This window comes from Peribacillus sp. SIMBA_075 (assembly GCF_046534585.1).
Genome location: NZ_JAWRYN010000001.1, coordinates 226,353 through 239,379, shown reverse-complemented (window position 1 = coordinate 239,379; position 13,027 = coordinate 226,353). Strand labels below are relative to the sequence as shown.

Below are 13,027 nucleotides of genomic sequence, written 5' to 3'. Positions count from 1 at the left end.
AATGAAGCAAGGAAGTTCTTATTGAAGAATCGAGGAGGTTATATAAACCTTTTCAACTTTTCCTTCTTCCATTAATTCATTCATTCTAGTCTTTAGCACTTCTTGAAGCTTTTCCTTGCCTTTTTTACCGGTTAACACTTCCGCTTTCATTTCGGATAGTTCGGTAATAATGATATTTTTCACTTGAAAACTTCTTTTTTCCAATTCTTCTTTTGCTTTTTTATTTTCTGTTTGGACCATAAATGAGATTTTGATATAATCATTGCCAGCAAGATTCGTTGTAATTTCGGGAATTTCAACTGATGATTTGACAATTTCGTCAATGCTAGGTTTTTCTTCTGCAGATGTAGGGTCAGATAACTTTGTCACAACCACGAATGCTATGACACCAACAAGCGTTATAGCCACGAGTATAATCAACATAATAGTCAATAAGTTTTTTTTCATGAACTTACCTCCACATCCTTACGAAAACCGAGAACATTAACGGTCCGATAAAATTGTATGATAGCTTCAACCAGTTCCTCTTCCTTCTCAAGCACAACGATTTTCTTACTATTTGTAAAAGTAATCGTCGTATCTGGCAATGACTCGACTGTATCTATGTACAATGCATTGATATGAACGCATTTTCCATTGAGCCTTCTGACTTTGATAATGATATTTAGGAGCCAGAGCAATAAGCACCTGGCTCCTCCCCCCTTAACCTATCGTTTTAAGTTAACTAATTCTTGTAAAATTTCATCCGATGTCGTTATAATCCGGGAATTCGACTGGAAACCACGTTGCGCAACGATCATTTCAGTAAACTCTTCCGATAAATCCACATTGGACATTTCCAAGGAACCTGATGCAATCAACCCCCGGCCCTCACCTGCGATATTGATGTTGGCAGTACCTGAGTTGATTGATTCCTGAAAAGTATTACCACCTGTTTTCGTCAAGCCTGATGGATTGGAAAACTTGGCAACGGCCAGTTGGCCTAATGTTGTGATCATACCGTTGGAATAAATGCCATTTATTTCCCCTGATGCACCAATATTAAAGCTTTCCAGTTTCCCTTCTTTATTACCATTTGGATTGACAAGAGCAGTCGTAGCACCTTTAGATTGAGTAAGTTTCGAGAAGTCAAAATCCAATTTGATTTTTTGAACGCTTTCATCAGCTTCCGTATCCGGGTCATTCTCTTTGCCACTTGAAATGTTAATGTTTAGGCCTTCCTGAGTTTTATCAGCTTCCACTATCTGACCATTAGCATCGAAATTCAGAGAAGTGAACGGTTTTGGTTTAGTAGCCGAAGTATCCCCCAAAGCAGCAGGTTCCTCATCAAAAATCTCCCATTTGTTATCAGCTGTTTTTTGGAAAAAGATAGTTGCCGTTTGTTCTTTACCCTTTGCATCCACGACTTTTATTTGCTGACTAAATACGGTACCGTCAATTGCATCAGCAGTTAAATTTTCACCTACTGTTATTTTAGTTGTTGTTACAGCAGGTAAAATTGCATTGACGTTAACAGCCACATCACCGATTGTTTTTGATTGTTTTCCGTTTTCATCAATCTTGTAAGCTTGCACTTTCAAACCATTCGAGTTGACAAGTGTACCGTTATTATCAAGATAAAAGTTTCCAGCACGAGTGTATGATAGTGCATCGCCTTGCTTGACGATGAAATAGCCGTCACCAGAAATTCCCAAGTCAAGATCACGGCCGGTCGTTTGCAAGCTTGACTGTGTATGGATGGTATCAATTGTAGCAATCGTGGAACCCAACCCAATTTGTTTAGAATTAGTTCCACCTCTATTGGCTGTTGCTGCACTTGCCCCAGATACCGTTTGATTCATGGCATCGCTGAATGTTACACGGCTTTTTTTGAAACCATAAGTATTGACATTGGCTACGTTATTACCGATAACATCCAATTTTGTTTGTAAGTTTTTTAACCCGCTTATTCCCGAATACATTGAACGAAGCATGTAAAATCTCCCCTTTCATATAGCGACTGCTTCAGTCATTCCACAGTCTAGACTTCCTATTCTAGGTCCAGCCTATTAATCCAAAATTATGGTTCCATTGATGTTCGTAAAAATTTGAGCTGATGCTTCATCCCTGTCCATGACTGTGATGACTTTATTTTTTTCGTGCTTACTATGAGTGCCGCATTATTTGTAATGATAAGAGATTCGGTCACGCCCATCTTTTTAGCCTCATTAGCTTTATCGGTTATTTGTTTCCAGGTTTGTCGTGGTATTTCTATATTTCTTTCATTTATCCGCATTTGAGCATGTTTACTAATGGTCAATTTTTCATTAGTGGAAACAGCTGATTGAAAATGCTGTTGAAACCTTGTTGGGTCAACTGCCCTTGCCTTAACGGTAATTTTGTTTGAGCCATCATCTGAACGGAATTTGCCTGAAAATCAAGTTTACTCATATTCCCGCCCATTAAGCTTCAGCGATTTTGATCAATTGCTCTGATGATAGCTTGGTGTTGCTTTCATCATCCACTTCAATTTGCAGCTTGCCATTATTCATGGATACAGCGATAACGACAGCCGATGACTCTCCATTTTTTTCATCCATCCAGGAAACACGTTTGCCTATTAATTCACTTGCCGTCGTTAAGCTATTTGCCGTGGAACTTGTTTGTTTCATTTGTGAAATGTTGGCGGGTACAAGCTTTGTGCCATCTTCTAAAATGAAATAAACACCATCACCTTTATATTGGATCGACTTCACGATGCCTGTTCCTTCTTCTACCGCAAGATCACCATCGCCACCATCCAATTTATGCCAAGTGACTTCCTTACCGACAAAGGAGTTAAAGTTCATGATACTATTTTGTTGACTGATCCCGATTATTTCTTCCATTTGGGCTCCCATATTCATCATCTGTTCTAGAGATGAAAAAGTGGCCATTTGGGCGATGAATTCCGTGTTGTCCATCGGATTTGACGGATCTTGGTTTTGAAGCTGTGTAAGCAACAATTTCAAGAAATCATCCTTTCCTAATGCATCCCCGTTTTTTCTGTTTTCAGTTTGAAATTTTGATAATAATAGTGACGTATCAATGGTCGTCATTTTAACACCTACACTTCCAGATTTAACAGCGCTTCGGCAAGGGATTCCATAAACTCACTATCCGTCTCGTCATTGCTTTCTTCCTTACTCTCTTGTTGTTTATTTTGTTCATCCGCATCTTTCTGGCTGAATTTCTCGGGGTTAAAAGGATTGAAGGCCTGTGATATTTCAATTTTTTCAATTTGAATATTTTGACCGCTAAAGGCTTGTTTTAAGCCATGAATCTGTTTCTCCAGCATATCTTTGGCCTGAGAAGTAGTAGCCATAATCTTGGCTGACAGCCTACCATCCTTTTGAATCAACTCGATTCTAAGTGACCCTAGATGTTCGAGATTCAATCTGATCAACAGTTTATTTACACCGTTTTTTCCGCTAAAATTCGCCTTACTCAAAATATTTTCAAATTGTTTAACAAACTCTTCATGACTGACAATTTGCTTACCTATGGAAGCAGTCAAGACGAATTGCTCCAACTTAGTCATGAGCAAAGGCATACCTGAACTTTGATGGTCACCGCTATCCAAATTTTGCAAAGTCACACTGCTGGTTATTGTCCTGCCTTTACTTACCTTGTCACTCCCAGATAATTGCAAGGGTGGGTTTTTCAATGTTTCTATTGTTTTATTTTGCCCTTTTTCCGAAATGTTGGATTGACCATATTCTGATTTTGGTTCTGACTGATTGGACAACATTTTATCCAGTTTCCCCGTTATCCCTTCAAGCAGGTTTTTCATTTGTTTCTGGATGGCCGCTTCATCTTGTGTCATATCCTTACTCTCTGAAAGAAGATCTTGAATCTTAGCCAGTTTCAAAAGATTCACCACACCAGATAGTGGGAGCTCATGCCATTCTTCTTCATTCAATACAGTAACCTTTTTTAGAATTGTATACAGTTCCATGACATTGGCAGATAACAAACTTTGTGGATTCATGCTGAAGTCATCCAATTCTTGTTCTACATCCATTTCCTCTATGCTCGCAAAGAAATCCTTAAGGGCACCCTCATCATTGCCGGCTACATTTTTTAGTACCTGTAATAGAAGGGTGCTGAATTCTTCATGGTTGTTTACAGAAATATCTTCAACAATACTCTCTTTCCCTTTATCACTTAACCTTTCAAGTTTCAGAAAACCAAGCAAATCCTTTATAACAGACAATCGTCCTTCAGTGATGTCGCCTATATCCGCTGGAGCGGGAGGTTCTGCCACTAAGGAGGATTGAAGGACTGAACCAAACCCGGAATTGGTTTGCTGATTTTGTTTAATTGGTGCCTTTTGACTTAATGATGCCAAGGGGAGTAAAGAATTAATAGCTGAATTCATATAATATTCACCTCCTTAATCTCTTCTCTTAAGGACTTTGTTCCGTTAGTTTCTTCGTTAACCTTGCAGCATCAGCCGTTGTCATTTGCTCCAATACCTTAGCTAAAGTGGCTGCTTTCATACTTGAGAGAATCTCCACTGCGTCATCATCATTCATTTCAGTAATGATAGGTGCAGACTTCTTAGGAGCCATGGTTTCATAAGTGCGGATTATATTTTTGAACGCCTGTTTACTACCATTCTGACTATCCTTAAGTTGATTCATTTCGGTTTGAAGCTGCTGTTTTTCCGCTCCTGCCTTTAAAATGGCCTTGTCACGTTTATCAATGATGCCCTCAAGCTTGTCTATCTCTTTTTTCTTGTTTTCAATCTCAGTTTCTAATTTTTCGAGCTTCATCGAGACTTTCTCATTTTCCCTGGCTGGATTACCTTTCTCTTCATTCTTATGATCCAATTCAATGAAGGGTATTTTCTCAGACATTCCTTTGGCCTTTTCCACAACATTGACACCTGCAACTGTAAAAACGATCAACGCTACAGTTACCGCAAAGATTAAAGAAATGAAGATGACAAAGAACCATTGGAACTTACTTATCTTGCTTTTTTCCAATTCTTCCAATCCATTAGATTCACTTTTTTTACGCATTCTATCACCTAACGCCTTTGCTTAAGAATTGCCGGATAGAAATTTCATCCATTTGCTTATTCTCGACTTCCTTTAAGACATCAAGGAATTTAAGAAAATCATTTTCTTTCATTTTCTCGTACTTTTTAACCTCAATATTTCTATCCATTAATAAATCCCGTTGAACATTCATCTTGTATCGAGCTTCAATGACTTCCTGTTGACAATGGCTTAAGAGTTTTTCCAAGTTGTCCATAAATAACTGATGATGGCGAATTTCCTGAACGGATAATCCATTGCGCAGCTTTTCCTGTTGAAACTCAAGCAACTCTTCTTTTTTCTTTAAAAGCTTATATAACCTTTCTGCCACTTCTTCAAATTTTTTTAAAGCAGTATTATATTTAGCTAGTGCATCTTTTTTTTCTTTTTCCTTGATGTTCAGGATCTTCTCGAATTTATATTGATAAATCATAACTAATCACCTTTCCCCATCAAATCAACAAGGGCGTTAATACTATTATCTTTTGGAGCTTTTTCATGGGTGCCTTGCTTTAAAAATGAAATGATCTCAGGATAGCGTGTAATAGAGTTATCAATTGGTTTGGAAGAGCCCTTCTTATACGCTCCTATATTAATCAAATCTTCTGACTCCATATAGGTTGATAAACTTGCCCGTAATTTTTCTGCGGAACTTTTATGTATGTCCCCAACAATATTGTTCATGACACGGCTTATACTCTTCAAAACATTGAGCGCTGGAAACTGTCCTTTATTGGCTAAGTTACGATCTAGTATGAAGTGACCATCCAATATTCCCCTGACAGCATCAGCAATCGGCTCATTCATATCATCACCGTCGACTAGAACCGTATAAAACGCTGTAATGGTACCCAGCTGATTTGTTCCCGTTCTTTCGAGTAATCTTGGAAGGATGGCAAAAACGGAGGGCGTATAACCTTTGGTCGTCGGCGGTTCCCCGATAGCAAGCCCAATTTCCCTCTGGGCCATTGCGACCCTCGTGACCGAATCCATCATCAGCATCACGTTCAATCCCTTATCACGAAAATATTCAGCGATGGCAGTTGCCGTTAAAGCACCTTTTATCCTCATCAACGCTGGCTGATCAGATGTCGCCACAACAACGATTGATCGTGCCAGCCCTTCTGGTCCAAGATCTTTCTCAATGAATTCACGAACTTCACGTCCACGTTCTCCAACAAGACCGATTACGTTCAAGTCAGCCGTCGTATTCCTTGCTACCATGCCAAGCAACGTACTTTTCCCAACACCACTCCCAGCAAAGATACCAACACGTTGACCTTTTCCAACTGTTAATAAACTATCAATCGCACGCACTCCTACATCTATCGGCTCATTAATGGGAGGGCGTTTCATCGGATTTGGCGGATCTTGATCCACAGGAACGGTAGCTAGACCCTTTGGGAGCAATGAATCATCAATGGGATGTCCCAATGGATCGACTACCTTGCCAATGAGCCCTCCTCCCACCTTTATCTCAAGGCTCCGTCCGCTTCCTTCCACGATACATCCCGGTGCTATATCACTAACAGCTGTAAATGGCATTAAAATAACCATTTCATCACGGAAACCGACAACTTCGGCTAATATTCGGTTTTTCTTTTTTTGTATACCTGTATAGATATAACAAACGTCGCCAACAGAGCTTTCAGGGCCTTGAGATTCTATCATTAACCCTACGACACGTTTGACCCGTCCATAATGTTTGAATGAATCCACCTCATCAACTAAGGGCAATAGGTCTCTAGTTTTCATCGTTACTCCCCTCCCACAGCAGCTCAGTTAGTTTCACTTTTATTTCCTGCAGCTGACTGTTGACACTGGCATCTATCCTTCCATTTTCTGATTCGATAATACAGCTGTTTTCTTCAATTTCATCATCCGGAAAGATATACAACTCAGTATCTTTTGGAAAGATTGCAATCAACTCTTCCTTATGAGATAGAATCGATTGATATTGGACAGGATGGATATGCAATTGCACTTCACGGTAATCCCTCGCCTCTTTGATGGCTCTCTTGACAATGGATAAAAAAGACTCTTCATCTTTTTCAAGCTGGTGCCCGATAATTTTCTCCGCGACCTTCACGGCAAGATTCAAAATAACGGTTTCAGATGATTCGATATGTTGACGATAATCTTTTTTAGAGGACTCCACCACTTCTTTTGCAAAAGCTATATCCCCTGCAATCTCGTTATAACCCTTTTGGAAGCCATCTTCGACTCCTTGCTGATACCCTTCCTTTTGAGCTTGTTCAATAAACATCACTTTTTCTTGATTCTCCCAATGTTCTCGGTCTTGCTGGATTTCAGCAGCTATCGCTTGGGCTTTTTGTTTAGCATCCAGTAATAACCTTTCGGCTTCCTGTTTAGCATCCCTCTGAAATTGATCAGATTGAAAATGTTGAAGGTTTATCCCCTCATCTGCATTTTCATTTTGAAGAAAGTCAAACGTGGGAACTTTTATCGCTATCTTTTTGCTTTTCTCCTGATGAGCTTGCTGGGATTTTATAATCCTAGACAATGATATCATCCCCTCCGCCGCGGGCAATCACGATATCCCCAGTTTCTTCCAAACGGCGAATAACAGCAACGATTCTCGATTGTGCTTCTTCTACATCACGCAAACGTACAGGCCCCATATATTCCATTTCTTCCTGAAACATTTCGACCATACGTTTTGACATGTTTCGGAAAACGATTTCCTTCACTTCATCACTTGCCACCTTAAGAGAAAGTTTAAGGTCTTCGTTATCAGATTCCCTGACTACGCGCTGAATCGCTCTGCCATCAAGTGTCACGATATCCTCAAAAACAAACATGCGTTTCTTGATTTCCTCGGCAAGCTCTGGATCTTGAATTTCGAGTTCCTCCAAAATCGTTCGTTCCGTCGAGCGATCAACACCATTCAACACATCTACAACCGCTTCTACTCCACCAGTCTGTGTATAATCTTGGGTCACGGTCGCAGAAAGTTTCCTTTCGAGTATTTGCTCCACTTCATTGATGATTTCTGGCGACGTGCCATCCATCAAAGCAATCCTTCTTGCAATATCGGCCTGCACTTCTTGCGGAAGTTCAGACAATATTTGTCCAGCCTGTGCAGGATCAAGATAGGATAAGATTAATGCAATAGTTTGCGGATGCTCGTTCTGGATGAAATTCAAGATTTGTCCAGGATCCGCTTTTCGTGCAAAATCGAATGGACGAACCTGTAAGGAAGATGTTAACCGGTTAATGATCTCAGTTGCCTGATCAGAGCCTAGTGCCTTTTCAAGTACCTGCTTTGCGTATCCTATCCCGCCCTGAGAGATGTAATCCTGTGCTAAAGCAATATTATGGAATTCTTCCAGAATTTCTTCTTTATCATGGGAGTCCACTTTTCTCACCCCAGAAATTTCAAGGGTCAATCTCTCAATTTCCTCTTCAGAAAGATGCTTATAAACAGATGCAGAAACATCCGGCCCTAAGGAAATAAGGAGGATGGCAGCTTTTTGTTTGCCAGTCAATCTGGCCTTTTTTTTTCTATCGGTCACTTTCTAAAGCCTCCTAGTCTTCTGCTATCCAGCTTCTTAATAATTTTGCAAATTCATCTGGCTTTTCTTTTGCAAGTTTCTCAAGTTGTTTTCTTTTTAAAGATGCTTCCGTTTCCTTCTCTTTGTTTAAATCAGGAAGATCGAATGCGACTTCCTCTTCTTCGACCACGTATTCCTCTTCCAATTCAACTTGCTTTCGGGAACGGAAGAATAAGATTAAGAGAATGATAATGGCAAGTATTAGCACGCCACCGACGATGTATGCCCATATTGGTAACAATGGACTCGTTTCCTCTATTGGTAACGTCATTTTTCCGTTAAACGGTTGAACGGAAATTGCAATTTTATTATTAAGCTCCTCGTCCGTAAGTTCTTCCCCTTCAGCTTTTTTCTCGATTGTCGTTCGTATTATCGTACCAAGGATTTGTGTGATATCATCCACACTCTGTTGAGTTAAAGAATTCGGATCGTCAGCGGTGGGCGGTTCGACCATGACCTGAATACCTAAATCCTTAACTTTATACGGGCTTTCGACTATTTCCTTCTTGATTCGGTTCACTTCACTATTTATCGTTTCATCCACTTTTTCATAATCACCGGAACCGTTTGTGCCTTCAGCATATTGGGTTCCCAATGAATCTGAGGAATCCTCACTTTGCGGAACGCCTCCTGCACCTGCAGCGTCCCCACTATACGATTCATTGATCCTTTGCGCAGAAATCTCGATTCCAGCCATATTTTCTTCATCGACCGGTTCGACTAAATTCTCTTCTCGGTTTTCTTGAGTGAAATCAATGTCTGTCGTGACAGAAACAACAACTTTGTCTCTACCGATTATCGTTCCAAGCATATTTTGTACCTGTCTTTGAATATCGCGTTCTATTTCTTTTTTTATTTGATTTTGAGTAGCAAATGCGGACGTGAAAGATGAATTTTCATTTTCAAGGTCAAAGTAATCAAAGTCTTGATTCATAATGACGATATTATCTGTAGGAAGATTCGGTACACTTTTTGAGACCAGATGATAAAGGGAGTTGATTTGACTTTCTTCAAATTTATAACCGGATTTCGTTTTCAATACAATGGATGCGGACGCTTCCCCAGTCGTATCACTGACAAAAACTCCTTTATCAGGAAGAGTGATCATTACGCTGGCATCTTCTACTCCATCAATCTTTTTTATTAAACTGGCCAATTCCGTTTGCATCGAGTCCAGTTTTATGACGTTGAATTCATTTTCAGTCATTCCGATACCAGCACTTTGACTAAAAAAAGAATAGTCGATACTCCCCGAGTCCGGAACTCCTTCAGCTGCCAGTTCCACTTTAAGTGAATCCAGGCTTTCTTCAGGAACCTTTATGGTCGTACCATTTTCAGAAACTTCGTTTTTAATCCCTTTACTGTCCAAATTTTCTTTGATGCTCCCTGTCTCCGATGGAGTTAAATTTGAATATAAGGGCACCAGCGTCGTACGCGTGGTTAAAAGTGAAACAGCCGTAATGATGATGATAATCAATGCTGCTGATCCAATCATCATCATTTTTTGTTTTTTACTGCGGCTCATCCAGTAAGCAGCCACTTTATTTTTAAACTCTATTACTTCATTCATTTAAATCCCCCGGTCAGTCTATGAATTTATGAGTGGGGGATTAGTTTTCCCCCTGATCATTTTTTCTCTATATTAATGAGGTTTAAAAATGAATGCTATATACTCATTCTCATCATTTCCTGGTAGGCTTCTACAACCTTATTCCGAACCTCTAATGTAGCCTGCATGGTAATGCTGGCTTTTTGCGAAGCTATCATCACCGAATGCAGCTCAACATCATCTCCATTAACCAGTTTTGTCGTAAGGTCATCAGATGCCATTTGTGTTTCGTTAACTTTATTTATTGATTCTTTTAATACGGACGCAAAATTTCGCTGTGATTCGTATGGTGTATTAGTATTATTCTGATCTTTTTTCAGCACATTACCTGCATTATTCACTGCCGAAAGAGAAATCCCCTCCATATCAACACTCTCCTTTCAAACTGTTATTTTCCGATTTCCAACGCTTTCATCATCATTCCCTTTGATGCATTTAAAACTGTTACATTTGCTTCATATGAACGTGTTACACTCATTAAATCGACCATTTCCCTAAGTGGGTCGACATTCGGCATTTCAACATAACCATCTTCATTGGAATCAGGGTGTTCCGGATTGTAATCCAGTTCAAAGGGTGTTCTGTCCTTTACTATTCCAGTCACCTTTACTCCATTCCCTATCCCGCTAGTTTTTCCGGATGCTGCGTTTAAGAAGCTTGAAAAACCTTCTTCCTTACTTTGCAGCACTACCGCTTTTCTTGTGTATGGCTTCCATGTTTTCAACTCCGCGTCATATTCCGCCCTGGTCGTATCGGCATTTGCCATATTCGCAGAGATTACATCCATCCTTAACCTTTGACTGGTCAAGCTAGATCCAGTCATGTTCATACTTTGGAAGATTCCCATCACTTACCTCCTCTAATTACATTCTCCAATGATTGAAACTTTCCTGAAAGCCTATCAGAGACTGCATTATAATAAATCTGATTTGCAGCAAGATCCGTCATTTCCTTATCAACGTCCACACTATTTCCGTTATTGTTATATTGGACATTTTTCTGAAATACGATGGGAGAAGCATGACCTTCTTCTGATTTGAAGGTATAATGTCTTTCATCGGTCCGATATGACTTTAGGGAAGATCCCAGCTCTGCTTTAAATGATTGTGTTTTGTCGACCTCTTTAGCTTTATAGTTAGGCGTATCCGAATTGGCTATGTTCTGTGAAATGACTTTTTGTTTTGTATTAGAATAATTAAGAGCATTTTCTAGTGATTGAAAAGTATTTGAAAATAGTTCCATATCGATCACCCCTTTCAATATTTAGTAAATAGTTGCTTTATCAATAAATTAACCCAATTCATTTATGGTTTATTTTAAAGAAACATAATAACTATGTCCATAAAAACACAAAGACTTTAGACCTATTATGGTCGAAAAATGTCACATTTTGCTCAAATTTGACGTTTTTCTTAGTATCATTCAAGGATTAACATTACCTTATATTACATTTTATTAGTGCATTCTACACTTTAACCAAATTTTACTTGCATTGGCTTATTTAGCATATCGAAAAACGAACCAATATACCTGATACTTTAGAACTAATTTTAACGATTAATTTCAAGTGATTATTTCCACTCACCTGATTCCACCCTTTAAAATAAAGGATTATTAAAAAACAAATGGTACATGTACTTTTTTTGTTAAAAACATTTTTTTCAAAATGGCGATCCATTCGACAAATTCCTCTTATCATAAAGAAAGGCCGTCCCATTCTATTATCACTGTTTGCATATTTCAAAAGTTATAATAATATATTTACCTTTTCATAAAAAACCACGCATATATTCACATTTCCATTTAAGATCTTTATTCCGAATTACCTCTTTTTTCTTCCTTCCTTTCGCTCTCCACCATAGCTTTTCAGTCCTAGACAACTTACCCCAATATACGCACACAAAAAAAAGGCAGCCCTATTTAAAGGACTGCCTTTTTTGTTTGTTAATTATTTTTAAGCTTTTCTAATTCAAGTAGGAATTTATCGTTCAATACTTTTATATAAGTACCTTTCATTCCAAGAGAGCGTGATTCAATTACTCCTGCACTCTCTAGCTTTCTAAGCGCATTGACGATTACGGATCGAGTGATGCCTACACGGTCTGCAATTTTTGAAGCTACAAGCAGTCCTTCATTACCTTTAAGCTCTTCAAAAATGTGCTCAATAGCTTCCAATTCGCTGTACGATAACGAGGAAATTGCCATTTGAACAACAGCTTTACTACGAGCTTCTTCTTCAATCTCTTCTGACTTTTCACGAAGGATTTCCATACCTACCACTGTCGCGCCATACTCAGCCAAAATTAAATCATCATCATGAAATTTTTCTTGTAATCGAGCAAGAACCAATGTTCCTAAACGTTCTCCCCCACCCATAATCGGTACGATAGTTGTTAATCCCGTTGCGAAAAGTTCTTTGTTTTCAACTGGGAAAGCAGTGTATTCGCTTTCGATATCAAGATTGGAAGATGTTTCGGGAATATTAAATAGGTTTTTTGTGTACACTTCAGGGAATTGTTTATCTTCCAACATTTTGTACATGCGTTCATTTTCGATTTGCTGACTTACCGCTATGCCTAGTAATTTCCCACGGCGGCTGACGACGAATACATTTGCTTCGATAACTTCACTTAAACTTTCAGCCATTTCCTTAAAGTTAACTGCTTTACCTGCCGCTTTTTGGAGCATTGCATTGATTTTTCTTGTTTTTGCTAATAAGTTCATTTGATTTGTTCCTCCTAAAAATACCATGGTTCACAATAACTATGAAGTTGTATTTC

The 13,027-nt window shown here is 39.0% G+C and carries 16 protein-coding genes; all 16 read right to left on the bottom strand.

Annotated elements, in window-relative coordinates; translation table 11 throughout:
• Positions 1–18: 18 nt before the first annotated feature.
• Positions 19–447 (bottom strand): flagellar basal body-associated protein FliL, encoded by a 429-nt coding sequence (gene fliL, locus SB775_RS01215; protein WP_410860296.1) that lies wholly within the window; start codon positions 445–447, stop codon positions 19–21.
• Positions 444–680, bottom strand: a complete 237-nt coding sequence (locus SB775_RS01210) for a flagellar FlbD family protein (RefSeq protein ID WP_410860294.1) — start codon at positions 678–680, stop codon at positions 444–446. The genes fliL and SB775_RS01210 overlap by 4 nt, the downstream gene beginning before the upstream one ends.
• Before the next feature lie 27 nt (positions 681–707).
• Positions 708–1,973 (bottom strand): flagellar basal-body rod protein FlgF, encoded by a 1,266-nt coding sequence (gene flgF / locus SB775_RS01205; protein ID WP_410860293.1) that lies wholly within the window; start codon positions 1,971–1,973, stop codon positions 708–710.
• A gap of 75 nt (positions 1,974–2,048) precedes the next feature.
• Positions 2,049–2,114: a hypothetical protein gene (locus SB775_RS01200; RefSeq protein ID WP_410860346.1), complete on the bottom strand. Its 66-nt coding sequence runs from the start codon at positions 2,112–2,114 to the stop codon at positions 2,049–2,051.
• 327 nt (positions 2,115–2,441) lie between these two features.
• Positions 2,442–3,077, bottom strand: coding sequence for a flagellar hook assembly protein FlgD (gene flgD / locus SB775_RS01195; protein WP_410860292.1), 636 nt, complete (start codon positions 3,075–3,077; stop codon positions 2,442–2,444).
• An 8-nt stretch (positions 3,078–3,085) separates the two neighbouring features.
• On the bottom strand, positions 3,086–4,399 hold the full coding sequence (locus tag SB775_RS01190; RefSeq protein WP_410860291.1) for a flagellar hook-length control protein FliK: 1,314 nt from the start codon (positions 4,397–4,399) through the stop codon (positions 3,086–3,088).
• 28 nt (positions 4,400–4,427) lie between these two features.
• The gene (locus SB775_RS01185) at positions 4,428–5,045 is read right to left on the bottom strand and encodes a MotE family protein (protein WP_410860290.1); all 618 of its coding nucleotides are present in this window, start codon (positions 5,043–5,045) and stop codon (positions 4,428–4,430) included.
• A gap of 4 nt (positions 5,046–5,049) precedes the next feature.
• Positions 5,050–5,496 (bottom strand): flagellar export protein FliJ, encoded by a 447-nt coding sequence (fliJ, locus tag SB775_RS01180; RefSeq protein WP_089362467.1) that lies wholly within the window; start codon positions 5,494–5,496, stop codon positions 5,050–5,052.
• Between the two features lie 2 nt (positions 5,497–5,498).
• Positions 5,499–6,818 carry a flagellar protein export ATPase FliI gene (fliI, locus tag SB775_RS01175; protein ID WP_089362466.1) on the bottom strand — a complete coding sequence of 440 codons (1,320 nt, stop codon included), beginning with the start codon at positions 6,816–6,818 and terminating at the stop codon, positions 5,499–5,501.
• The gene (gene fliH / locus SB775_RS01170) at positions 6,808–7,587 is read right to left on the bottom strand and encodes a flagellar assembly protein FliH (RefSeq protein ID WP_410860289.1); all 780 of its coding nucleotides are present in this window, start codon (positions 7,585–7,587) and stop codon (positions 6,808–6,810) included. The genes fliI and fliH overlap by 11 nt, the downstream gene beginning before the upstream one ends.
• A complete protein-coding gene (gene fliG, locus SB775_RS01165; RefSeq protein ID WP_410860288.1) occupies positions 7,580–8,599 on the bottom strand; it encodes a flagellar motor switch protein FliG in 1,020 nt (339 codons plus the stop codon). The genes fliH and fliG overlap by 8 nt, the downstream gene beginning before the upstream one ends.
• A 13-nt stretch (positions 8,600–8,612) precedes the next feature.
• Positions 8,613–10,208 carry a flagellar basal-body MS-ring/collar protein FliF gene (gene fliF / locus SB775_RS01160; protein WP_410860286.1) on the bottom strand — a complete coding sequence of 532 codons (1,596 nt, stop codon included), beginning with the start codon at positions 10,206–10,208 and terminating at the stop codon, positions 8,613–8,615.
• 95 nt (positions 10,209–10,303) lie between these two features.
• Complete coding sequence (fliE, locus tag SB775_RS01155; RefSeq protein ID WP_089362462.1) at positions 10,304–10,612, bottom strand: flagellar hook-basal body complex protein FliE; 309 nt, start codon at positions 10,610–10,612, stop codon at positions 10,304–10,306.
• A gap of 23 nt (positions 10,613–10,635) precedes the next feature.
• Positions 10,636–11,094 (bottom strand): flagellar basal body rod protein FlgC, encoded by a 459-nt coding sequence (flgC, locus tag SB775_RS01150; protein ID WP_089362461.1) that lies wholly within the window; start codon positions 11,092–11,094, stop codon positions 10,636–10,638.
• Complete coding sequence (flgB, locus tag SB775_RS01145) at positions 11,094–11,489, bottom strand: flagellar basal body rod protein FlgB (RefSeq protein WP_089362460.1); 396 nt, start codon at positions 11,487–11,489, stop codon at positions 11,094–11,096. The genes flgC and flgB overlap by 1 nt, the downstream gene beginning before the upstream one ends.
• Positions 11,490–12,191: 702 nt before the next feature.
• Entirely contained in the window at positions 12,192–12,971 is a 780-nt protein-coding gene (codY, locus tag SB775_RS01140) for a GTP-sensing pleiotropic transcriptional regulator CodY (RefSeq protein WP_053345318.1), read from the bottom strand.
• Positions 12,972–13,027 lie beyond the last annotated feature (56 nt).